Source organism: Saccharopolyspora gloriosae (genome assembly GCF_014203325.1).
Classification (GTDB): Bacteria; Actinomycetota; Actinomycetes; order Mycobacteriales; family Pseudonocardiaceae; genus Saccharopolyspora_C; species Saccharopolyspora_C gloriosae.
Map to the genome: position 1 here is coordinate 2,511,964 of NZ_JACHIV010000001.1, position 23,002 is coordinate 2,534,965.

Below are 23,002 nucleotides of genomic sequence, written 5' to 3' on the forward strand. Positions count from 1 at the left end.
TCACCTCTTCCGCGGGCCGGCGTAGCCGAACAGGTACCCGGCGATCTTGCGCAGCTGGATCTCCTCGGCCCCCTCGGTGATCCGGTAGCGCCGGTGGTGGCGGTAGATGTGCTCGAACGGTTCGTGCCGCGTGTAGCCGAGCCCGCCGTGCACCTGCATCGCCCGGTCGGCGGCGTCGCACACCAGCCGGTTCGCGCGGTAGTTGCACATCGAGACGCGGTCGCTGATCTCGTGGTGCGGCACGCGGTCGAGCTCCCACGCGGTGCGCCGCACCAGGTTGCGCACCAGTTCCGCTTCGGTGTGCAGCTCCACCAGCGGCCACTGCACGGCTTGGCGCTGCGCGAGGGGCTGCCCGAAGGTGACGCGGTCGCGGGCGTAGGCGACGCTGCGGTCGAGGCAGAACTGCGCGGCCCCCACCCCGGAGGCGGCCTGGCGGATCCGGTTCTCGTGCACGAAGTGCTGGGCCAGCGCGAGCCCGCCGCCGACCTCGCCGAACACCGCGGTCCCGGGGACTCGCACGTCCCGCAAGGTCACCTCGGCGTGATCGGTGGGCATGTTGAACGTCCACCAGTGGAAGTCCACGGAGAATCCCGGCGCATCCGTGGGCACGATGAACGCGGTGATGCCCCGCGCGTCGCCGCCGTCGCCGGAGGTGCGGGCGAAGATCACGTCGTGGGTCGCGGAGTGCAGCCCGGAGTTGAACCGCTTGCCGCCGTTGATGATCCAGTCGTCGCCGTCGCGCACGGCCGTGGTCTCCAGCCAGGTCGCGTCGCTGCCGTGGCCGGGTTCGGTGAGCCCGAACGCGACCCGCTTGCGGTGCGTGATCATGCCTTCGACGAACTCCTGGCGCTGCGCTTCGGTGCCGAACTCCAGGAACATGTGCACGAACGGGAAGTTGCCGACCACTGAGGACTCGTTCTGCAGGTCGTTGTGCAGCCCGAGCCCCTTCGCGGCCAGGTGTTCGCGGATCACGGCCATGGCGAGGTTGCCGCCGCCGCTGCCGCCGACGGACTCCGGCAGTCCGTAGCGCAACCAGCCGGCGGCGTCCGCGCGGCGGAACATCTCCGCCAGCAGCGCCTCCCACTCGGGGTGCGGAGTGCCGCCCGCTTCGACGTCGGTGCGGGCGAATTCCCTGCGGTGGTCGAAGAAGCGCGTGTTGTCGTCCTGGTCTTGCAGCGGCCGGATCTCGGCGTCGACGAAGGCGTCGAGCTCGCCGAGCACTCGCACCAGCTCGTAGGGCAGGGTGAAGTCCATCGCTCTCCTCGGTGCTCGGTCAAGCAGGCGGCCGACCGTGGCCGCGGTGGCGGAGGACGGCGGCGGGGACCGTCCCTGGAGCGAACGGGCACTGACGATACGACTACCGCACGCCGCCGACAAGGACGCCACCGCGACCGTCCGATGTGGACTGAAAAGCTCTAGCAGTCAGTCTTGACTGCCCGTGTGGAGTGGGCTTACGGTGGCGCGGAGCCGTGCGCAGCCGCAGGTGGTGGCCGTGCTGGGTGGCCCCGCACGCGAGGAGGAGCCTTGACCGATCCCGCGCAGCAGCGCGTATCCTGCGCCATCGCCGACGGGGTGGCGCAGGTGCGGCTGAATCGGCCGGACAAGCTCAACGCCCTCGACCCGGAGATGTTCAGCGCCCTGGCCGAGACCGGGCTGCGGCTCCGCGAGGAACCGCGAGTGCGAGCCGTGGTGCTGAGCGGCGAAGGCCGGTCGTTCTGCGCGGGCCTGGACTTCGAATCGTTCCGCGCCATGGCGGGCGGCGACGGTCTGAGCGGCCACGCCCCGCACCCGCCGATCGGACCGGCGAAAGCGCTCGGCCAGCAGGCCGTGCACGTCTGGCGCCACCTGCCGGTACCGGTGATCGCCGCCGTGCACGGCGTGGCCTACGGCGGTGGGCTGCAACTCGCGCTGGGCGCTGACATCAGAGTGGTCGCGCCCGACTCGCGGCTGTCCGTGCTGGAGATCAAGTGGGGCCTGGTGCCGGACATGACCGGCACCCAGGTGCTGCCCGAGCTCGTCGGGCGCGACGTGGCCAAAGAGCTGACCTTCACCGGGCGCGTGGTCGGGGGAGCGGAGGCCGTGTCGCTCGGCCTGGCCACCAAGCTCGCCGACGACCCGGCCGCGGCCGCCCGCGAGCTGGCGGCGGAGATCGCGGGCAAGAACCCGCACGCGGTGCGGCACGCGAAGCACCTGCTCGACGCGGCGGGCCAGGTCGATCTGGCGGAGGGCTTCGCCGCCGAGCAGCGGGCGCTGGCCGCGCTGCTCGGCACTCCCAACCAGGTCGAAGCCGTGCAAGCCGCCTTCGGCGACCGCGTCCCCGAGTTCAGCGACCCGGACGGAGCCGTCGATGCCTGAGCCCGCCCCGTTCGACCTCAGCGGTCACGTCGCCCTCGTCACCGGCGGCAACTCCGGGATCGGTCTGGCGATGGGCGACGCCCTCGCCGCGGCCGGCGCGGGCGTGTGCCTGTGGGGGACCAACGAGCAGCGCAACGCCGAGGCCGCCGAGCACCTGGGCCGCCACGGCACCGAGGTGCTGGCGCTGCGCTGCGACGTCGCCGACGAGGACCAGGTCGAGCAGTCGATGAGCAGGCTCATCGGCCACTTCGGGCGGCTGGACTCGTGCTTCGCCAACGCGGGCGTGGGCGGTGCGGGAACCCGCTTCATCGAGACCGATCTGACCGAGTTCCACCGCGTCACCAGGGTCAACCTGGACGGCGCGTTCCTCACGCTGCGCGCCGCCGCCGCGCGGATGGTCCAGCAGGGCGAGGGCGGCAGCCTCATCGGCACGGCCAGCCTGGCCGCGGTGCAGGGCCAGCCGCGCGGGCAGGCGTACTCGGCCAGCAAGGGCGCCCTGATCGCGATGATCAAATCCATCGCGATCGAACTGTCCCGGCACCGGATCCGCGCGAACGCGGTGCTGCCCGGCTGGGTGAGCACGCCGATGGCCGACCCCGCGCTGAACTCGGAGCCGTTCCAGCGGCGCGTGCTGCCCCGGATGCCCGTCGGCCGGTGGGGCGAACCCGACGACTTCGGCGCCGTCGCGGTCTACCTCGCCAGCTCGGCCAGCGCCTTCCACACCGCCGACACGATCACCCTGGACGGCGGCTACTCGGCGTTCTGACCTCCGCCGGGCGCGACCCTCACCCGCGGTCGTCGCCTCCGCGCGGACAGTGGCGTCCACTGTGGACTCGATCGCGCCTGCTCCGGGCGTGCGAGGCACGTGGTGCCGCGGCGATTCCCTGTGCAAAGCTGGTCGACCGGACCGCCGGCCGCCCTGGCCGGACGGAGGGCGGGCAGCGCGCCCGAATCGTCGGAAGGTAGACGTCGTGACTGAGCAATCGCAGGCGTTCGTGCCGCAGTGGGTGCGTGCCGAGCCGGACCGGGTACTCGCGTTCGCCGGGGACGCGGCGCACCCGGACGGTGGTTTCGCCTGGCTGGACTCCGCCGGTGCGCCGGTGCCGGAGCGGCCGGTGGAAACGTGGATCACCTGCCGGACCACGCACGTCCTCGCGCTCGCCGTCGCGCAGGGGCGGGACGAGCTGCGCCCGGGGGTCGAACACGGCGTCACCGCGCTGCGCGGCCTGCTGCACGACGACGACAACGGCGGCTGGTTCGCCTCGGCCACCGCGGCCGGGCCGGTCGCGGACCACAAGGGCGCCTACGAGCACGCCTTCGTCCTGCTCGCCGCCGCCAGCGCCGCCGCGATCGGCGCCGACGGCGGACGCGCCCTGCTCGACGAAGCGCTGGAGGTGTTCGATTCCCGCTTCTGGCAGGAGGAATTCGGCCTCGTCGCCGACTCCTGGGACCGCACCTGGAGCGAGCTGGAGCCCTACCGGGGCGTCAACGCCAACATGCACACCGTGGAGGCCCTGCTGGCCGCCGCAGACGTGACCGGCGACCGCCGCTGGTCCGACCGCGCCGCCCGCATCGTGGCGAACGTGGTGCACGGCTTCGCCCGCGAGCACGACTGGCGGCTGCCCGAGCACTTCGACCCGGGCTGGAACGTGCTGCTCGACTACAACCTGGACAAGCCCGCCGACCAGTTCCGCCCGTACGGGGTGACCATCGGGCACCTGCTGGAGTGGTCCCGGCTGGCGCTGCACGTCCGGCACGCGCTGGGCGACGAGGCTCCCGGCTGGCTGCTCGACGACGCGCGGGAGCTGTTCGCCACCGCGGTGCGCGACGGCTGGAACGTGGACGGCGCGGAAGGCTTCGTCTACACGACTGACTTCGACGGCGCCCCCGTCGTGCGCAACCGCCTGCACTGGGTCATCGCCGAATCCCTGGCCACCGCGTGGGCGTTACACCAGGCGACCGGTGATGAGCAGTACGCCCGCTGGTTCGCCACCTGGGCCGAGCACGCCGAGAGCCACTTCGTGGACCGCGAACTCGGCTCCTGGCGCCACGAGCTGGACGAGCGCAACCGTCCCGCCGCGACGGTCTGGGAGGGCAAGCCCGACCTGTACCACGCCTACCAGGCCACCCTGCTCCCGCAGCTCCCGCCCGCGGCGTCGTTCATCGGAGCCGTCACCGGCTGAGCCCCTGACCGGTGAGCCGCGGAACCTCAGCGGCTTCCTCGCGACGAGATCGACGCGAGTGAGCCACCCGTCCCCGCGGAGGGCCCGCTGAGGTTCCGCTCCGACCGGTGAGGTGCTGCGCGCTCCGAGTGGTCGGTTCTCCAAATTACTTCAGTGTCGAGTGAAATCAATCCTGGCGCGCACGACGAAGACCCGCTGCGGAGCGGGCCGGTGTCGATCGGCGAGGTGCGGGTAGCCGGGGGAGGCGATGGCATCGACTCCGAAGGAGGCGGCCGTGAAATTCGTTGCCGTGCTCTACCCCGGACCTGCTGAACAGCACGTCGACCACTCCGGCCTGGAGCTGCTCGGCAGCACCGAGGGAGCGCTGGGCCTGGCGAAGCTGCTGGAGTCCGAGGGGCACGAACTCGTCGTCCTCAGCGACCGCGACCGCGCGCTGCGCGACCACCTCGCCGACGCGCACGTGTTCATCACGACCCCGTTCTGGCCGACGTACCTGACCGCGGACGACCTGCGCCGCGCGGAACGCCTCGAACTGGTCCTGACCGCCGGGGTCGGCTCCGACCACGTCGACGCCGAGGCGGCGGCCGAACTCGGCATCACCGTCGCCGAGGTCACCGGCAGCAACGTGGTCAGCGTGGCCGAGCACGCCGTGATGCAGCTGCTCGCCCTGGTGCGCAACTACCTCCCGGCGTACCAGCAGGTGGTGGACGGCAGGTGGGACATCGCCGACATCGCGGCGCGCTCCCACGACATCGAGGACAAGACGATCGGCATCGTCGGCATGGGCCAGATCGGGCAGCGCATCGCGCTGCGGCTCCGGGGATTCGACGTGAAGGTCCTCTACAACACCAGGCATCGACGCGGCAGCACCGACGAGGCCGTGTTCGGCGCCCGGTTCAAGCACCTCGACGATCTGGTCGCGCAGTCCGACGCGATCGTGCTGTCCTGCCCGCTGACTGCGGAGACGAAGGGACTGTTCGACGAGCGGCGGTTGCGGGCCATGCGGCCCGGCTCGTGGCTGGTGAACATCGCCCGCGGTCAGATCGTGGACACCGATGCGCTGGTGGAAGTGCTCGAAAGCGGCCACCTCGGCGGCTACGCCGGCGACGTCTGGTACCCGCAGCCCGCGCCGCCGGACCACCCCTGGCGGACCATGCCCGGCCACGCGCTCACACCGCACGTCTCCGGCACCACCCTGGAAGCCCAGCAGCGCTACGCCGCGGGAATCCAGGACTCCGTCCGCCGCTACCTCGACGGCGACCCCCTCCAAGAGGACTACGTGGTGGCCCGACCGACCTGACCCCACCAAGTGAACGGACCGTTCGCCCAATCCTGTTGGACGAACGATCCGTTCACCCCGTCCCGCCCCGCGCGGTCGCACTCCTGGCGAGGCGGCTTCGTCGAGTGAACGGACCGTTTACCCAATCCCGTTGGACGAAGGGTCCGTTCACTCACGTTGCTTCGCCCGAATCCGACCGTGCGGTGAGCGGGTTCGGATGGAGTGAACGGACCGCTTGTCCAATCCCGTTGGACGAACGGTCCGTTCACTGCGTGGCCGAAGCCGACACGCCCGGCCTTGAGGAGCGATTCGGTTGGGGTGAACGGACCGCTTGTCCAATCCGGTTGGACGAAGGGTCCGTTCACCCCGTCCAGATCGGCGCGGTCGTGCTCCTGGTGAGGAGGCTTCGTCGAGTGAGCGGACCGTTCGCCCAATCCCCTTGGACGAACGGTCCGTTCACTTCGGGAGGTGGCGCCGGGCTACTTGGCGCGGCCGTGGCGGTAGGTGACGACGCGCTTGATCGTGCGCATCGTCGAGGCGGTGCGGTCGAAGCTCATCAGCGCCATCCCGGGCAGCGCGAAGCGCTGCCGGGTCAGCGAATGCGAGCGGCTGAACTCCAACATCCCCTCCGCGCCGTGGATGCGGCCGAAGCCGGAGTCGCCGACGCCGCCGAACGGCAGCGCCGACACGCCCGCGAACCCGAGCACCGAGTTGATCGAGGTCGCCCCGGCCCGGATGCGCCGCGCGATGTCCGTGCCGTGCTTGCGGGAGAACACCGTGGCCGCCAAGCCGTACTCGGTGGCGTTGGTCAGCCGCACCGCCTCGTCCGCGGACTCCACGGTGCGCACCGTCATCGTCGGCCCGAACGTTTCTTCGCGCACTGCCGCGGAATCCTCGTCCACGTCGACGAGCAGCACCGGGTCCACGTACGGCGCGCGCACCGACTCGGCGCCGCCGACGACGGCCGTGGCGCCGTGCGCCAGCGCGTCCTCGACGTGCCCGCGCACGATGTCGACCTGGGACGGCACGGTCATCGGCCCGTAGTCGGTGCCCGCGCGCACCCGGCGGAGCCTGCGCTCCACCTCCGCCAGGAACTGCTCCCGCACGGAGCGGACCACGTAGATCCGCTCCACCCCGACGCAGGTCTGCCCGCTGTTGGACATCGCGCCCCACACCGCGGCGTCGGCGGCGGCGCGCACGTCGGCGTCCGCGGCGACGATCAGCGCGTCCTTGCCGCCGCACTCCACCAGCACCGGAGTCAGCGACTCGGCGCACGAGGCCATGATCTTCTTGCCGGTGGCGGTGGAGCCGGTGAACGCGAGCTTGTCCACCCCGGACCGGCACAGCGCGGCGCCGGTCGCGCCGTCGCCCTGGATCACGCCGAGCACTCCCGGCGGTGCCTCGGGGTTCGCCGCGGCGAACGCGTCGGCGTAGAACTTCCCCACGGCGGGGGTGTGCTCGCTGGGCTTGAACACCACGGTGTTGCCCGCGGCCAGCGCGTAGGCGATGGAGCCGTTGGGCGTGAACAGCGGGTAGTTCCACGGCCCGATCACGCCGACCACGCCCAGCGGGCGTTGCTCGATCCGCGCCGACTGGTTGGCCATCAGCAGTCCCGGCGACACCGAGCGGGACCGGAGCACGGAGCGAGCGTTCTTCGCGGCCCACCGGATGTGCTCCAAGGTGAGCGTCAGCTCCAGGTAGGCGTCGTCGTTCGGCTTGCCGTTCTCGGAGCGGGTGAGCTCCGAGAGCTCTTCGGCGTGCCGGGTCAGGTGCGCCGCCCACCGCAGCAGGTGCCGCTCGCGGTCCCGGAAGCTCAGCCCGCTCCACCAGGTGGCGGCCTCACGTGCCCGGCCGACGGCCGCGGCCACCTGCTGCGGGCCGTCCACGTCGAACTCGGCGACGAGGGTGCCGTCGGCGGGGTTGGTGGAGCGCAGCCGCTCCGAGGTCGTGGCCGTGGACGTCGTCGTCTCGGTCATGGTCGAGCCCTTCCTTCACAGCCCGTAGGTCTTGCCGATGATGTCGCGCTGGATCTCGCTGGTGCCGCCGTACACGGTGGACACCACCGTTTCCCGCAGCAGCGCTTCCATGCCGTACTCGGTGGCGTAGCCGTATCCGCCGAGCATCTGCATGCCTTCCAGCGACACGTGCTTGGCGAGCTCCGTGCACTTGAGCTTCGCCATCGACGCCTCGCGCGGGAAGGTGCGTTCCGGGTCGGCGTCGATCTGCCGGGCCACGTCGTCGAGCAGCAGCCGGGCGCACTCCAGTTCCGTTGCCATGTCGGCGATCCTGTGCCGCAGCGCCTGGAAGCTGCCGATGGGCCTGCCGAACTGCTCGCGTTCCTTCACGTAGCCGACGGTGTCGTCGAAGGCGCGGCGCGCGGTGCCCAGCATCAGTGCGGCGAGGATCATCCGCTCCAGGTTGAGCCCCGCCATGAGCTGCTTCCAGCCCTGGTCGACGGTGCCGACGACGGCGTCCTCGGGCAGGAAGCAGTCGGTGAAGTACAGGTCGTTGACCTCGCGCCCGCCCATCGTGTCGATGCCGCGGATCTCCAGGCCGGGGGTGCCGGTCGGCACCATGAACTGGGTGAGCCCTTCGTGCTTGGTGCCGCCGGGCGTGGTGCGCGCGGTGAGCAAAATGTGGTCGGAGATGTGCGCGTTGGAGCACCACGTCTTCTGCCCGTTGATCACCCAGCCGCCGTCGCGCCGCTCGGCCTTGCAGGTGAGCGCGCCGACGTCGGAGCCCGCTCCCGGCTCGGACATGGACACCGCTTCGAGGCGGCCGGCGACGACTCCTTCGAGCACGGTGCGCTTCTGCTCCGGTGAGCCGAACTTCGCGTAGGCCGCGGCGGAGATGATGGTGGTCGCGAAGCCGCCGATCGGCGCGCGGCCGTAGGCGGTCTCCTCCAGGAACAGGCACAGCTCGGTCATGCCGAGGCCCGCGCCGCCGTACTCCTCCGGGATGTACGCGCCGAGCCAGCCCAGCTCGGCCATCTTGCCGTAGAGCTCCTGGTTGTGCGGGTGCTCACCGCCGCCGGTGAGCTCGTCGCGCTGCTGCTTGGTTCCGCACTCGCGGCGGCAGAACTCGGCGATCGCCTGGACGAAGTCGCGTCGCTCGTCGCTGAGGACTCGAGGCATGGATGTCGTTTCCTTCCGGGATGGCCTGCGCGGGGCCGGACGTAGTCCCTCGGGGAGTGGTCGGCGGCGACCGTCCGCTGGACGGCCGCCGCCTGCGAGAACTGTAAATCGCGATTAACTTAGTGGCAAGCAGTGAACCCTTGACCAGCCTAAAAGTGCCGATTCAACCGGGTTTCAGTGCGTTCGCCGGAGCCGAATCAGGCGATTATCGCTTCACAACGATTCGGCGTCAGAGGTGCCGAGCAGGGCGGGGCGGAAGATCAGGCGAAGTGCAGGACGTCCAAGGCCAGGTGGGTGGCTTGCCCGGGAGCGGCCAGCGGAGTGCTCGGCATCGCCAGGTCGTTGATCACGTTCAGCGCGGCCTGCACGGTCACCTGCGGGTGGCGCGCGTCCGGGCGCACCTGGCCGGTCAGCGTCACCCACTGCCGGATGTGGTCGCGCTGCGCTCGTCGCAGCGCGTGCCGGTCGTCGGTGGGCAGGTTCCGGTACTCCGAAAGGTAGATCGCGAGCAGATCCCGGTTGCCGAAGGCGAAATCGACGTAGGCGCCGACCAGTCCGCGCAGTGCGGTCGCCGCATCGCCCGCGTCGTCCACGGCCCGGCCGGTGGCCACCGCCAGCCGGTCGGCGGCCCGGTAGTACACGGCGGCGAGCAGGTCGGCCTTGCCGCTGAAGTGCCGGTAGACGCTGGAGGCGTTGATCCCGGCCGCGGTCCCGATCTCCTCCATGCTGACCGCGTGGAAGCCCTGCTTGCGGAACAGGGGCACGGAGGCGGCGAGCAGCTTCTCCCGGCGAGCCGCCAGTGCGGACACGGGCGGGCTGCCCGGGGCGGCCGTGGTGTCCGGTGCCGGCGGCGGATCCGCCGCCAGCACGACCGACGCCGCGGAGCGCAACGTCTCCTCCGCCGCCCGGTCGCTGAGCGCGACCCGGTGCGTGGACCAGCTGGCGATGCCGCTGAGCGCGGCGGAGGCCAGCAGTCCCGCCGTCGCCTCCGGCAGTTCCGGGCGCACCGCCCCGAGCCGGTGGGCGACCACCGCGATCAGCGTGCGCAGCGAACTCGTCAGCTGAGCGCGGTCCTCGTCGTCGAGGTGCCGGGCTTCCCACTGGTAGAGCCGGATGCTGCCGCGGCGGCGCACGACGAGCGCGGCGACCGCGCGCACGGCGGAGTCGAGCTTGGCCTCGTCGCTGCCGGGTTCGGCGTCGGCCTCCTGCGCGCAGGAGCTGAGCGCGGCGGCGAATTCGCGGGCCGCGTGCGCCAGAATCCCCTGCTTGTTGGGGAAGTGCCGGTAGATCGCGGGCCCGGTGATCCCGGCGGCCGAGGCGATCTCGCCGAGTCCGACGCCGTGGTAGCCGCGTTCGCTGAACAGCTCGGCGGCGATGGCCGAGATCTGCGCCCGGCGGTCGTCGGTGCGCAGTCGTGACGAACCGGCTCCCGTCCTGCTGTTCCCGGACCTGCCGCTGCGGGTGCCCGGAGATGCCATGAGTGATACCTCCGTTGCTCGCGGCGCGGTCGCGGGGGCGACTTTACACGCGTGCGCTTTGCCTGCCAGTGCGGGCGCTAACGTTCTTGACGGTCTTCGCCAGGGGTGCTTATGTTAATCGTAATTCGCATCGCATCGGGCGGATGAACCTGACGTCGGATTGCTCGGATGCCCGGTGCGCCGACCCTTCCCCGGATCACCGTCGATCGTGGAGGCGCGCAATGAACGACGTCTACAACCGACGACCACTCGGAGCGGACTCGGTGACGTGGCGCAGGTTCGGCCATCTCTCCGGCTTGTTCCTGGCGGGCACGGGACTTCTGCTGCAAGTGGCGCATCCCGTGGTGGGCGCGGGCGTTCTGCAGCACTCCGAGTTCAAGGCCAGGCCCTGGCGCCGCGCGGTGCGCACCCACCTCTCGACCATGCGGTTCATCTACGGCATGCGGCCCGGCCCGGCGCACGCGGGCGACCGGTTGCGGGAGCTGCACAAGGACATCAAGGGCGTCGACGGTCAAGGGCGCCGCTACCACGCCCTCAACCCCGAGGCCTACGCGTGGGTGCACTTCACGCTCGCCCGGTTCATGGTCGACACGGCGCGCGTCTTCGGCGACCCCATGACCGCCGATGAGACCGAGCGGATGTGGCAGGAGTTCCGCGAGATCGGGCGCGTGCTGCACATCAAGGACCACCACATGCCCGCCGATTGGGCCGCCGCGCAGGGCTGGTTCGACCGGATCGTCCGCGACCGCCTGGAAGCGACGGAATCGACCGGGGACGTGCTGGCCGAACTGGCCGGACCGGCCCCGCCGTCGCGGTGGATTCCGCTGCCGCTGTGGGGGCTTTTCGCGCGTCCGGCAGGGAAGCTCATGCGGCTGACCACCGTCGGCGGGCTGCCGCCGGAACTGCGGGACCGGCTGGGAATCCGCTGGAGCGCGGTCGAGGAACGCAGGCTCCGCCGCTTCGGGCGGATCGTCGGCGGCGCGATCCGGGTGCTGCCGTGGCCGCTGCAGTACACACCGCTCGCGGTGGCCGCCATCCTCCGCGACCGGTGGCGCACCGGGGCGCGGTTGTCACCGGCGCCGACCGGAATTCCGGCCGCGGAGATCCGGTCGGCGGCACCGAACCGGGCACCGGCGCCGCCGGTGGCCGACCAGCTCGCCGGGAGGGCGACATGACCGCCACGATGCGCGAACCGGAGGCGCTCTCCGGCGACGCGGCGTGGGAGCTGGTCGAGGACGCCCAGCGCGGCGACACCGTGGCGTTCGGCAGGCTCTACGAGCGGTACCGGCACCTGGTCGGGAACTTCCTGTGCGCCCGGATCACCGACTTCTCCACCGTCGAGGACCTGGTGCACGAGACCTTCGCCCGCGCGCTGCACAGCATCGCCACCGTGCGCCGCGGCAGCAACGACCCCGGCGCCTGGTTCGTCACCATCGCCCGGCACCTGCTGCTGGACCACGTGAAATCGGCGCGGCATCGGCGCGAGGTCGTGACCGGTGACTTCGACCCGAACCGGTGCGGCACCGACACGCTGGAGGACCGGGTGCTGGACCGGCTGATGGCCGACCGGTTGTGGTCGCGGGCCGGCGACCTCAGCGACGATCAGCACCGCTGCCTGGTGCTGCGCTTCGCGCTCGGGCTGAGCGTCGAGCAGACGGCGGCGCGGATGGGACGCGACGGTCCGGCGGTGCGGGCGCTGCAGTACCGCGCGGTCCGCAGGCTCGGCGCCCTGCTCAAGGCGGATTCCTGGGAGCACACGCCCGCCTGACCACCCCGAACGCGCCCGGGACCGGACCCCGTCGGCCGTGCCCGCAGCGCGGGTCGGCCGACGGGGCGGCAGTCAGCCGTGCAGCGCCCGATCGGCCTGGCTGAGCCGGTCGGTCGCCGCCGCCGACTGGTGCCAGTGCGGGTAGATCAGCCACGGCGCGCTGATCTTCTCCAGCTGCTCGAACTCCTCGTCGCTGAGCTGCACCTCGGCCGCGGCGAGGTTGTCCCGCAGCTGCTCGTCCTTGCGCGCGCCCACCACCAGCGAGGTCACCCCCGGCTTGCGCAGCAGGTACGCCAGCGAGATCTGGGCGGCCGAGACGCCGTGCGACGCCGCGATGTCCACCACGGCCTCGATGGTGTCGTAGAGCTTGTCCACGTCGCGGACCGGCGGCTCGTTCCACTCCTCGGCGGTGTGCCTGCCCTCGGTGGCCTGCTGGCCGCGGCGGTACTTGCCGGACAGCAGCCCGCCCGCGAGCGGGCTCCACACCAGCACGCCCAAGCCCTGGTCGATCGAAGCGGGGATCAGCTCGTACTCGGCGTCGCGGCTCTCCAGCGAGTAGTAGATCTGGTTTGCCACGAACCGCTGGTAGCCGTGCCGATCGGCGACGCCGAGCGCCTTGACCAGCTGCCAGCCCGCGTAGTTCGACACCCCGAGGTAGCGCACCTTGCCGGACCGCACCAGCGTGTCCAGCGCTTCGAGCGTCTCCTCCAGCGGAGTCTGGCCGTCCCACTCGTGGACGTGGTAGAGGTCGATGTGGTCGGTGTCGAGCCGGCGCAGGCTCGCCTCGGCCTGGTTGATGATGTGGTGGCGCGAGAGCCCGGCGTCGTTGGGCCCGTCGCCCATCGGGAACCGCACCTTCGTGGACAGCAGCACGTCGTCGCGCTTGCCCGCGATCGCCTGGCCGACGATCTCCTCCGCGAGCCCGGTCGAGTACATGTTCGCCGTGTCGATCAGGTTCACCCCGGCGTCCAGGCACATGTCGATCTGCCGCTTGGCGCCGTCGACGTCGGTGTTGCCCAGGTCGCCGAACCTCCCCTCGCCGCCGAAGGTCATCGTCCCCAGGGTCAGCGTCGAGATTCGCAGTCCGGATCGTCCCAGCTGGCGGTACTCCACTGTTGCTCCTCCTGTCGGCGCTGCGGGCCGGTCACGGCCCCCGGGGGACAACGATCAACGCGCTCTCGTTTGTTCCCGCACGAAGTCTCCCGGCCACCGGGTTCATCCGTCTTGGTGCGGGACCGGTCGCTCGTGGTGAGGGGACGCCGTCCCGGATGCCCCGGTGGCGGTGAATCCACCGTCTGCGCCACGTCCGAAGTGACTCCCGGTCACGACACCACCGGCGCGGCCCGCGGGCATCGGCCGCGGCGGGATGCGCCCGGCGGCGCGAAACCCGGTTGCGAGACTCCTGCATTCCATATTCAGTCCACAGTGGACTCCGTCGTCGGACGTGAATTCCCCTCACCACTCGAAGGGGTTGCTTCGGCCTGCGTCCGGCTCAGCAGCGGTCCTACGCTGGCCGGACCATCCCTGGTCGTAGGCGGGAGAGGGCCACAGTGGACATTTCTCGGGCTCGCGGGCGCCCTGCCCGCGAGCGCACGACCGCGCGGGGTGCGGACTTCACCGCACAGCTCCCCGACACCGCGGCCGTGCTCGCTCGAGCGGGAAGCGAGAACTTCCCCGTCGCGGCGCGCGTGCTGCCCAGCGGGCCGCGCACGCACCTGATGGCGCTCTACGGGTACTTCCGCCTGGTCGACTACGCGGGCGACGAAGCACCCGGCAACCGCGAGATCCTCCTGGACCACCTCGAAGCCGACCTCCGCCACGCCTACCGGGGCACCCCGCGACTGCCGCTGCTGCGGGCGCTGGCCATCACCGTCCACGAGTGCGGAATCCCGCAGGACGTCCTGGTACGGCTGATCGACGCCAACCGCCGCGACCAGCACGTGCGCCGGTACCGCACGTTCACCGAACTCGTCGACTACTGCGCGCTGTCGGCCAATCCCGTCGGCGAGTCCGTCCTGCACGTCTTCGGCTGCGCGCGGCCCGAACTGGTAGCGCTCTCGGACCGCATCTGCACGGCCCTGCAGATCCTGGAGCACTGCCAGGACGTCCTCGAAGACCACCGCCAAGGCCGCGCCTACCTGCCGGAAGCGGACCTGCGCCACTACGGGTGCCGGCTCGACGAGCTCGAAACCGGCCGCGCGCCCGAGCACTGGCGAGCGCTGCTGCGCTTCCAGGTCACCCGAGCCCGCCGGTTGCTCGACTCCGGCGCGCTGCTGGTGGGGCGGTTGCCGTTGTTCGCGCGGCTCGCCGTCGCCGGGTACGTGGCAGGCGGACGAGCCACCGCCCGCGCGCTGGCCGCCGCCCGGTTCGACCCGGTCAGCGGTGACGTCACCCCTGCTCGCGCGCGCACCGCCGCCGAAGGCGCGCGCCTGCTGCTGTCAGGAGGCTCCTGGTGAACACCTCGGTGCAGGAGGCCTACCGGGAATGCGAGCGCATCACCCGCACCCGCGCCCGCAACTTCTCCTACGGGATCCGGCTGCTGCCGGGACCGAAGCGCCGAGCGCTGTCCGCGGTGTACGCGTTCGCCCGCCGCGTCGACGACATCGGCGACGGGGAACTGCCCGCTCCGGAGAAGCTGCGCCTGCTCGCCGAAGCCCGCGCCGCGCTGCACGACGCGAGCCCGCGCTCCGCGGACCCGGTCCTCGTGGCGCTGGCCGACGCCGAGTCGCGGCTCGCGCTGCCGATGCCCGCGTTCGACGAACTGATCGACGGCTGCGAGGCGGACGTGCGCGGCGCCGAGTACACGACGTTCGCCGACCTGCTGCACTACTGCCGCTGCGTCGCCGGATCGATCGGCAGGCTCTCGCTCGGCGTGTTCGGCACCGGTGACCGGGCGCTCGCGGAACGCCGCGCCGACTCCCTCGGGGTGGCGCTGCAGTTGACCAACATCCTGCGCGACGTCCGCGAGGACCACGACAACGGGCGCGTCTACCTGCCCACCGACGACCTGCGGCGCTTCGGCGTGCACCTCGTCCCCGGCGAACCCGGACCGGCCGCGCGCGACGCGGACGGGCTCGCCCGGCTCGTGCGGTTCGAAGTGCACCGGGCCGAGCAGTGGTACCGGGAGGGCTTCGCGCTGCTGCCGATGCTCGACCGGCGCAGCCGCGCCTGCTGCGCGTCGATGTCCGGGATCTACCTCGAAGTGCTGCACGCCATCGCCGTCGCGCCCGCGCGCGCCATGCGCTCGCGCACCTCGCTGTCGCCGTGGCGGAAAGCGGGCGTCGCGGCACGATCGCTGGCGGGGATGGCGCCGTGAGCCGCGACGTGCTCGTCGTCGGCGGCGGCCTTGCCGGGGTCACCGCGGCGTTGCGCTGCGCCGACGACGGGCTCGACGTGACGCTGCTGGAGAGCCGCGCCCGCCTCGGTGGCGCGGCGGGTTCGTTCCAGCGCGGTGAGCTGGCCGTCGACACCGGGCAGCACGTGATCCTGCGCTGCTACACGGCCTACCGCGCGCTGCTGCGCAGGATCGGCGCGGCCGACGGGGTCCGCATCCAGCCGAGGCTGCGGATCCCGGTGCTCGGCCCCGGCGGGCGGAGGAGCGTGCTGCTGCGGCGGCGGCTGCCCGCGCCGGCGCACCTCGCGCCCGCGCTGCTCGGCTACGGCGAGCTCGGGCCCGGCGAGCGCCTCCGCGCCGCGCGCACCGCGATCGCGCTGCGCGCGCTGGACCCGGCGGACCCGGCGCTCGACGAGATCAGCTTCGGCGCCTGGCTGCGGTCCCGCGGCGAAACGGGGAGAGCGGTCGACGCGCTGTGGGGACTGCTGTCGGTGGCGGCGCTCAACGCCCCACCGGACCGGGCGTCGCTGGCGCTGGCGGTGAAGGTGTTCCGCACGGGCCTGCTCGACACCCCGGACGCCGCCGACATCGGCATTCCGCGCCGCCCGCTGGGCGAGCTGCACGGCACCGTCGCGCACCGGGCGCTGGAAGCCGCCGGAGTCCGGGTGCTGCTGCGCACCAAGGCGGTCGTGCTGCGCCAGGACGAACTGGGCTGGCGGGTCCCGGTCCGCGGTCGCGGCGGGCAGGACGTGCTCAACGCCGACTCCGTCGTGCTCGCCGTGCCGCACTCGCACGCCACCGCGCTGCTGGCCGAACAGCCGCTGCCCGCCGCGCGGCGGTGGGGCGGGCTGTCGGCCGCGCCGATCGTCAACGTGCACGTCCGCTACGACCGGCCGGTGCTCGCCGAGCCGATGGCCGCCGTCCTCGACTCACCGGTGCAATGGCTGTTCGACCGGACCTCGATCGCCGGGGCTCGCCACGGCCAGTACCTCGCCATCTCGCTGTCGGCCGCGCACGAGCACCTGGACCGGCGGACCGATGAGCTGCGCGCCGTGTTCCTGCCCGCGCTGCAGGAAGTGCTGCCCAGGGCGCGGCGGGCTCGGGTCGAGGACTTCTTCGTCACCCGCGAACCGCGGGCGACCTTCGCCCAAGCCCCCGGCACCGGCGCGCTGCGCCCCGCGGCGGGCTGCGGGCCGACCGGCCTCGCGCTGGCGGGTGCGTGGACCGCCACCGGCTGGCCGGACACCCTCGAAGGCGCTGTGCGCAGCGGAGAACTGGCCGCGCACGTCGTGCGGGCGGCCGTCGGACAGGCTCGGCGAGCGGGCGTGGAGGTACCCCGATGACCATTGCAGTGCCCACCGTGCTGACCACCTCCCGCAAGCAGGTGGAGCCGGCGCTGCGCGCCGCGGTCGGCGAGCTCGACGACCACACTCGGCGCGTCTGCGAGTACCACTTCGGCTGGGTGCACGCCGACGGCACCCCGGACGGGCGCACGGGCAAAGCGCTGCGCCCCGCACTGGTGTTCCTCGCCGCGCGAGCGATCGCCGAGGACGGGCCGGGCACGGTGCGCGCGGCGGCGGCGGTCGAGCTGGTGCACAACTTCTCGCTGCTGCACGACGACCTGATGGACGACGACACCTCCCGGCGGCACCGGCCCACCGCGTGGACCGTGTTCGGCAGGCCCGCCGCGCTGCTCGCCGGGGACGCGCTGCTCGCGCTCGGCACGAACGTGCTGGTGGACGAGCCGATCGCGCACACCGCCGAGTCGGTGCGGATTCTGAGCTCGGCGACCGGTGGCCTCATCGTCGGGCAGGCCGCCGACCTCGGGTTCGAGTGGCGCCACGACGTCGGCCTCGCCGAATGCCTGCGGATGGTCGAAGGCAAGACCGCCGCGCTGCTCGGCTGCGCCTGCGCGCTCGGCGCGCTGACCGCCGGGGGCGACGCGGCGACGGTCTCGCGGCTGCACGCCTTCGGCCGCGAACTGGGCATGGCCTTCCAGCTCGTCGACGACGTGCTGGGCCTGTGGGGAGATCCGGCGACCACGGGCAAACCGGTGCTCTCCGACCTGCGGGCGCGCAAGAAGACCGCGCCCGTCGTGCACGCCCTCACCTCCGGAACCGCGGCGGGTGAACGGCTGCGCGGGCTCTACCAGGATCCCGAGCCGCTGATCGGGTCTCGGGCCGAGCTGGCCGCCGACCTGGTGCGGCAGGCCGGCTCGCGGGACTGGGCCGAGACCGAATGCGAACGCAGGCTCACCGCCGCGTACGCGCACCTGCACACCGGCGGCCGAACAGGTCCCGCGGTGGACGCCCTGACCGAACTCGCGGAATTCATCGTGCGGAGGCAATGGTGACCGAACAACTGACCCGATCCGGGGTCGAGCAGCAGACCCTTCCCGACCTGCCCGTGGGCGGCGGCGTCCGCGCGCACGCGGCGCTGCTGGCGGCCCGCGAACACCTGCTGTCGCTGCAGGACGACGCCGGTTGGTGGAAGGGGGAGTTGCAGACCAACGTCACGATGGACGTCGAAGACCTGCTGATGCGGCAGTTCCTCGGCATCCGGACTCCCGGTGAGACCGAGCGCGCGGCGCGCTGGATCCGCTCCCAGCAGCGGGAGGACGGCACGTGGGCGAACTTCCACGGCGGTCCCGGGGAGCTGTCGACGACCGTGGAGGCGTACACGGCGCTCAAACTCGCCGGTGACGCCTCCGACGCCGAGCACATGATCACCGCGCGGTCGTGGATCCTCGCCCACGGCGGAATCGAGGGCACGCGGGTGTTCACCCGGATCTGGCTGGCCCTGTTCGGCGAGTGGTCCTGGGACGACCTGCCTGCGATGCCGCCGGAAGTGGTGCTGCTGGGCAAATCGGTGCCGCTGAACCTGGCCGACTGGGCGTGCTGGGCGCGCCAGACCGTCGTCCCGCTGACCGTGGTCTGCACCCTGCGCCCCAGCCGCGAACTGGGCGTGAGCGTCTCGGAACTGCGCACCGGGCGCAGCGCGCCGCGACCGGCGGGGGCGTGGGACCGCGCCTTCCACGCGCTCGACGCCGTGCTGCACCGCTACCAGCGGCGGCCGGTGAAGGCCCTGCGGGAATTGTCGATGCGCCGGGCCGCGGAGTGGATCGTGGCCCGCCAGGAGGCCGACGGTTCCTGGGGCGGCATCCAGCCGCCGTGGGTGTACTCGCTGCTGGCGCTGCACCTGCTCGGCTACCCGCTGGAGCACCCGGTGCTGCGCGAAGGGCTCGCGGGCCTCGACGGATTCCTCATCCACGAGCTGACGCCGGACGGGCCGGTGCGGCGGATGGAGGCCTGCCAGTCCCCGGTGTGGGACACGGTGCTGAGCGTGCAGGCGTTGCGCGACGCGGGGCTGGCCGCCGACCACCCGGCGCTGCGCTGCGCCGCGGACTACCTGCTCGCCGAGGAGGTCCGGGTCACCGGGGACTGGGCGGTGCGCAGGCCGAACCTCGCTCCGGGCGGGTGGGCGTTCGAGTTCGAGAACGACGGCTACCCGGACACCGACGACACCGCCGTCGCGCTGCTGGCGCTGAACCGGGTCGAGCACACCAAACCCGTCGCGGTGCGCCGGGCCCTCGATCGCGGCGTGCACTGGCTCCGCGGCATGCAGTCCCGCGACGGCGGCTGGGGCGCGTTCGACGCCGACAACACCGGCACGCTCGTCACGCGGCTGCCGTTCTGCGACTTCGGCGAGGTCATCGACCCGCCGTCGGCCGACGTCACCGCGCACGTCGTGGAGGCGCTGGCGGCGCTGGGGCATCGCGACGACCCGGTGGTCCGGGCGGGGGTGCGCTGGCTGCTGGAGAACCAGGAGGCGGACGGCTCGTGGTTCGGCCGCTGGGGCGCGAACCACCTGTACGGAACGGGTGCGGCGGTGCCCGCGTTGGTCGAAGCCGGGTTGCCCGCCAGCCACCCGGCGCTGCGGCGTGCGGCGCGTTGGCTCGAACAGCACCAGAACTCCGACGGCGGCTGGGGCGAAGACATGCGCTCCTACACCGACGCGCGCTGGATCGGCGTCGGTACCTCCACGGCCTCCCAGACCGGGTGGGCGCTGATGGCGTTGCTGGCGGTGGGCGCGCACACCGGGGAGGCGGTGCGCAACGGCGTGGAGTTCCTGGCCACCACGCAGCGCCCGGACGGCACGTGGGACGAGCCGCACTACACCGGCACCGGATTCCCCGGCGATTTCTTGATCAACTACCACCTGTACCGGCTGATCTTCCCGCTCACCGCGCTCGGCCGCTACGAGCGCGCGGTGGCGCGGTGAGCAGGTGAACGCGATGGCCCGGCCCGGTTCGGCGGCACTCGGCGGCGGTGAACGCGCCACCGCCCGAGTGCGGTTGTGCGCGCCGCTGCGGTGCGAGGCGCTCGCGCTGCGCGGCGCGTCGAGCGCGCGCGTGCTGCGCACCGGGTTCGGGCCGCGGCGCAGCGCCCTCGCCGCAGCGCGACTCGACGGGCACCGGCCGCTGGCCGTCGCCGGGCTGGCCGGCGGGGTCGGTGCCACGGCGTGCGGAGTGGTCGTGGTCGCCGACGAGGTGCGCGACGAGTCGGGCGCGATGCGGTTGCCGGGGGCGAGAGTGCTGGCAGATCGGCTGCGCGCTGCCGGGTTCGCCGTGCTCGTCGGGCCGATCAGCAGCGCCGACCACGTGGTGAGCGGGCCGGAGAGAGCGGCTCTGGCCACCACGGGTGTGGTGGCCGTCGACATGGAGTCCGCCGCGCTGGCGCGCGCGGCGGACCGGCGGCTGCGCGCGGTGGTCCGGGTGGTGGTCGACACCGCCGTGACCCCGCTGGTGCACGTCCGCACGCCCGACCGAGCGGTGCGCGCGCTGCTGCGCTTGCGGCGGCTCGCCCCGGTGCTCGCCGATTGGGTCGCCGAAAGCGGTTCCGCGGACCGCCGATGTCGGCCGGGCCCCCGCGATCCATCCCAGTGAGACGCCGCCGGGCGGCGCTCGCACAACGTCAATCCACCGATCCGTGCTGGAGGTACGGCCATGGGCATTCCGATGCGGCAGGCCATTCGCGTCGGCTCCTACCTCGTGCGGCAGAAGCTCGCACGACGGGAGAAGTTCGCACTCACCCTGGAACTGGAACCGCTGTTCGCCTGCAACCTGGCCTGCGCGGGGTGCGGCAAGATCCAGCATCCAGCCGGCGTGCTCAAGCAGCGGATGCCGGTCGACCGCGCGCTGGCAGCCGTCGAGGAGTGCGGCGCGCCGGTGGTATCCATCGCCGGGGGAGAACCGCTGATGCACCCCGAGATCGAGGTGCTCGTCGCCGAACTCGTACGCCGCAAGAAGTTCGTGTACCTGTGCACGAACGCGCTGCTGATGCCGCGCAAGATCGACAAGTTCCGCCCGTCGTCCTACTTCTCCTGGGCCGTGCACATCGACGGCCTGCAGGAACGCCACGACGCCTCGGTGTGCAAGGAGGGCGTGTTCGCGCAGGCCGTGGACAACGTGAAGGACGCGCAGCGCCGCGGGTTCCGGATCACCACCAACAGCACGTTCTTCAGCACCGACACCCCGGCGTCCGTGATCGAGGTGCTCGACTACCTCAACGACGAGCTCGACGTGGACCAGATGATGCTCTCGCCCGCGTACGCCTACGACAAGGCTCCGGACCAGGAGCACTTCTTGGGGGTCACCGAGACGCGGGAGCTGTTCGCGAAGGTGTTCGCCGACGGCAGGCGCAAGAAGTGGCGGTTCAACCACTCGCCGAAGTTCTTGGACTTCCTGGAGGGCAAGGTCGACTTCGGCTGCACCGCGTGGGCGATCCCGTCGTACTCGCTCTACGGCTGGCAGCGCCCCTGCTACCTGATGGGCGACGGGTATGCCGAGACGTACCGGGAGCTGCTGGAGGACACCGACTGGGAGTCCTACGGGCGGGGCAGGGACCCGCGGTGCGCCAACTGCATGGCCCATTGCGGTTATGAGCCGACGGCGGTACTGGCCACGATGGGTTCATTGCGCGAGTCAATTCGTGCCCTGAACGGGTGAGAGCGTTCACCCGCACCCCTGGTTTTCGGCAACAGAACGGTTACGATTGGGTTCCCGCCCCCGACGACGGACACCGATACGAATGCAGAAGCCATCGCAGGTCGTGCACCTCGACGCGCTCCCATCGCACCTGTGGCACGCCGCCAAGCACCTGGGCGAGACGGTCATCGCACCGCTCGTGCTGTTCTACGTCCTGTTCACCTTCACCGGCCTGACCGGCGGTCTCATCGCCGCGCTGGTCTGGGGGCTGGGGGCCGTCGCGGTCCGGTTGGCGCTGCGCGTGCAGGTGCCGTTGGTGCTGATGTTGACCACCGGGGTGCTGGTGGTCCGCACCGTCGTGGGGTTCGTGACGAACAGCTCGTTCCTGTACTTCCTTGAACCCAGCCTGCAGAACTTCCTGGTAGCGCTGCTGTTCCTCGGGTCGCTGCTGTTCGAGCGGACGCTCATCGCGAAGCTCGCCGACGACTTCTGCATCCTGCCGCCGTCGCTGATCGGCAACGCCAGGGTGCAGCTCTTCTTCCGCCGGGTGTCGCTGCTGTGGGCCCTGGTGTTCACGATCAACGGGTTCACCACGCTGTGGGCCCTGGCGCAGGCGACCATCGGGCACTTCCTGCTGGCCAGCACCGCGGGCTCGTTCAGCCTGGTCGCGGTCGCGGCGGTCGCCTCCATCTGGTGGCTGCGCCGGGAACTGCACGGTGAGGGCATCACGCTGCGGTTCGCCCGCCGCGCGACCGCCTGACCCGCCTCAGCCGAAGCGGCGCGCGAGCCGGTGGAACGTCGCCGGCAGCGCGCCCTGAGCGCGGGCGGCGAGGCCCAGCCAGCTCGGCACGAACACCTCCGCGGTCCCCTCCGCCAGCGCGCGCAGCAGCACGTGCGCGACCCGCTCCGGCGGCACCGGACGCGGGCGGCGGCGGGTGTAGGCACCGCGCCGGTCGAAGAACCGGGTGTCCACCACGCCGGGGAACACGGTCGTGACCGGCACGCCTTCGTGGGCGACGCTCGCGGCGAAGGCGCGCAACCCCGCCTTCGTCGCCGCGTACACCGCCTCCTGCCGCACGCCCACCACGGCGATGGACGAGACGAAACCGACCTGACCGCCGCGCCGCGCCAACCCGGGCAGCGCCGCGCGAGTCAGCTGCAACGGCGCGGTGAGGTTGAGCGCGACCAGCTCGTCCACCAGCCCGTCCGGCATCGCCGAGAGCGGCGCCGCGCAACCCAGCCCGGCGTTGTTGATCAACAGGTCGGTTTCGGCGGCGGCCGCGGCCACCCGGTCCAGCCCGGCCGGATCGGTCAGATCGGCCACCAGCGCCCGGCCGCTACTGCGCCGTGCCACGGCGGCGAGCCGTCCGGCGTCCCGCCCCACCAGCACCGGCTCGCACCCCATCGAGCCCAGCTCCAGCGCGAGCGCGGCACCGATGCCGGAGGAACCGCCGGTCACCAGGGCGCTGCGCCACGTCATCGGGG

Annotated in this window: 20 protein-coding genes; 14 read left to right on the forward strand and 6 right to left on the reverse strand. The window is 72.0% G+C overall.

Going from position 1 to position 23,002, the window contains the following annotated elements; all coding sequences use genetic code 11:
- Positions 1-1,254 carry an acyl-CoA dehydrogenase family protein gene (locus tag BJ969_RS11115; protein ID WP_184478863.1) on the reverse strand — a complete coding sequence of 418 codons (1,254 nt, stop codon included), beginning with the start codon at positions 1,252-1,254 and terminating at the stop codon, positions 1-3.
- Between the two features lie 270 nt (positions 1,255-1,524).
- Here BJ969_RS11115 and BJ969_RS11120 point away from each other — a divergent pair, with 270 nt between their 5' ends.
- The 4 genes from BJ969_RS11120 (at position 1,525) to BJ969_RS11135 (ending at position 5,838) form a co-directional block, all read left to right on the forward strand.
- The gene (locus BJ969_RS11120; protein ID WP_184478864.1) at positions 1,525-2,355 is read left to right on the forward strand and encodes a crotonase/enoyl-CoA hydratase family protein; all 831 of its coding nucleotides are present in this window, start codon (positions 1,525-1,527) and stop codon (positions 2,353-2,355) included.
- The gene (locus BJ969_RS11125) at positions 2,348-3,121 is read left to right on the forward strand and encodes an SDR family NAD(P)-dependent oxidoreductase (RefSeq protein WP_184478865.1); all 774 of its coding nucleotides are present in this window, start codon (positions 2,348-2,350) and stop codon (positions 3,119-3,121) included. Before BJ969_RS11120 ends, BJ969_RS11125 begins: the two co-directional genes overlap by 8 nt.
- 205 nt (positions 3,122-3,326) lie before the next feature.
- On the forward strand, positions 3,327-4,538 hold the full coding sequence (locus tag BJ969_RS11130; RefSeq protein ID WP_184478866.1) for an AGE family epimerase/isomerase: 1,212 nt from the start codon (positions 3,327-3,329) through the stop codon (positions 4,536-4,538).
- Between the two features lie 274 nt (positions 4,539-4,812).
- Positions 4,813-5,838 (forward strand): NAD-dependent formate dehydrogenase, encoded by a 1,026-nt coding sequence (locus BJ969_RS11135; protein WP_221315780.1) that lies wholly within the window; start codon positions 4,813-4,815, stop codon positions 5,836-5,838.
- A 458-nt stretch (positions 5,839-6,296) separates the two neighbouring features.
- Here the strand turns inward: BJ969_RS11135 and BJ969_RS11140 are convergent, their stop codons facing one another.
- From BJ969_RS11140 to BJ969_RS30540, 3 genes are all read right to left on the reverse strand, one after another.
- On the reverse strand, positions 6,297-7,793 hold the full coding sequence (locus tag BJ969_RS11140) for an aldehyde dehydrogenase family protein (protein WP_184478868.1): 1,497 nt from the start codon (positions 7,791-7,793) through the stop codon (positions 6,297-6,299).
- 15 nt (positions 7,794-7,808) lie between these two features.
- On the reverse strand, positions 7,809-8,951 hold the full coding sequence (locus BJ969_RS11145; RefSeq protein ID WP_184478869.1) for an acyl-CoA dehydrogenase family protein: 1,143 nt from the start codon (positions 8,949-8,951) through the stop codon (positions 7,809-7,811).
- Positions 8,952-9,211: 260 nt separating this feature from the next.
- The gene (locus BJ969_RS30540; RefSeq protein WP_184478870.1) at positions 9,212-10,429 is read right to left on the reverse strand and encodes a TetR/AcrR family transcriptional regulator; all 1,218 of its coding nucleotides are present in this window, start codon (positions 10,427-10,429) and stop codon (positions 9,212-9,214) included.
- A 221-nt stretch (positions 10,430-10,650) separates the two neighbouring features.
- On the opposite strand from BJ969_RS30540, the gene BJ969_RS11155 reads away from it, so the two are divergent.
- Both BJ969_RS11155 and BJ969_RS11160 read left to right on the forward strand, forming a co-directional pair.
- Positions 10,651-11,604 carry an oxygenase MpaB family protein gene (locus BJ969_RS11155; RefSeq protein ID WP_184478871.1) on the forward strand — a complete coding sequence of 318 codons (954 nt, stop codon included), beginning with the start codon at positions 10,651-10,653 and terminating at the stop codon, positions 11,602-11,604.
- Positions 11,601-12,197, forward strand: coding sequence for a sigma-70 family RNA polymerase sigma factor (locus BJ969_RS11160; RefSeq protein ID WP_184478872.1), 597 nt, complete (start codon positions 11,601-11,603; stop codon positions 12,195-12,197). The genes BJ969_RS11155 and BJ969_RS11160 overlap by 4 nt, the downstream gene beginning before the upstream one ends.
- Before the next feature lie 72 nt (positions 12,198-12,269).
- On the opposite strand, the gene BJ969_RS11165 is transcribed toward BJ969_RS11160, so the two are convergent.
- Positions 12,270-13,310, reverse strand: coding sequence for an aldo/keto reductase (locus BJ969_RS11165; RefSeq protein ID WP_184478873.1), 1,041 nt, complete (start codon positions 13,308-13,310; stop codon positions 12,270-12,272).
- A gap of 530 nt (positions 13,311-13,840) precedes the next feature.
- Here BJ969_RS11165 and hpnC point away from each other — a divergent pair.
- The 8 genes from hpnC (at position 13,841) to BJ969_RS11205 (ending at position 22,277) form a co-directional block, all read left to right on the forward strand.
- Positions 13,841-14,653, forward strand: coding sequence for a squalene synthase HpnC (gene hpnC, locus BJ969_RS11170; RefSeq protein WP_343071339.1), 813 nt, complete (start codon positions 13,841-13,843; stop codon positions 14,651-14,653).
- A complete protein-coding gene (locus BJ969_RS11175; RefSeq protein WP_221316388.1) occupies positions 14,647-15,513 on the forward strand; it encodes a phytoene/squalene synthase family protein in 867 nt (288 codons plus the stop codon). The genes hpnC and BJ969_RS11175 overlap by 7 nt, the downstream gene beginning before the upstream one ends.
- The gene (gene hpnE, locus BJ969_RS11180) at positions 15,510-16,874 is read left to right on the forward strand and encodes a hydroxysqualene dehydroxylase HpnE (protein ID WP_343071340.1); all 1,365 of its coding nucleotides are present in this window, start codon (positions 15,510-15,512) and stop codon (positions 16,872-16,874) included. Before BJ969_RS11175 ends, hpnE begins: the two co-directional genes overlap by 4 nt.
- The gene (locus BJ969_RS11185; RefSeq protein WP_184478875.1) at positions 16,871-17,884 is read left to right on the forward strand and encodes a polyprenyl synthetase family protein; all 1,014 of its coding nucleotides are present in this window, start codon (positions 16,871-16,873) and stop codon (positions 17,882-17,884) included. Before hpnE ends, BJ969_RS11185 begins: the two co-directional genes overlap by 4 nt.
- A 53-nt stretch (positions 17,885-17,937) precedes the next feature.
- Positions 17,938-19,812, forward strand: coding sequence for a squalene--hopene cyclase (gene shc, locus BJ969_RS11190; protein ID WP_343071704.1), 1,875 nt, complete (start codon positions 17,938-17,940; stop codon positions 19,810-19,812).
- Positions 19,813-19,825: 13 nt separating this feature from the next.
- Positions 19,826-20,476, forward strand: a complete 651-nt coding sequence (locus BJ969_RS11195; protein WP_184478877.1) for a nucleoside phosphorylase-I family protein — start codon at positions 19,826-19,828, stop codon at positions 20,474-20,476.
- A gap of 60 nt (positions 20,477-20,536) precedes the next feature.
- Entirely contained in the window at positions 20,537-21,538 is a 1,002-nt protein-coding gene (gene hpnH, locus BJ969_RS11200; protein ID WP_184478878.1) for an adenosyl-hopene transferase HpnH, read from the forward strand.
- An 82-nt stretch (positions 21,539-21,620) separates the two neighbouring features.
- Positions 21,621-22,277, forward strand: coding sequence for a VC0807 family protein (locus tag BJ969_RS11205; RefSeq protein WP_221315781.1), 657 nt, complete (start codon positions 21,621-21,623; stop codon positions 22,275-22,277).
- Between the two features lie 6 nt (positions 22,278-22,283).
- Here BJ969_RS11205 and BJ969_RS11210 read toward each other — a convergent pair whose 3' ends face one another.
- On the reverse strand, positions 22,284-22,997 hold the full coding sequence (locus tag BJ969_RS11210; protein WP_184478879.1) for an SDR family NAD(P)-dependent oxidoreductase: 714 nt from the start codon (positions 22,995-22,997) through the stop codon (positions 22,284-22,286).
- Positions 22,998-23,002 lie beyond the last annotated feature (5 nt).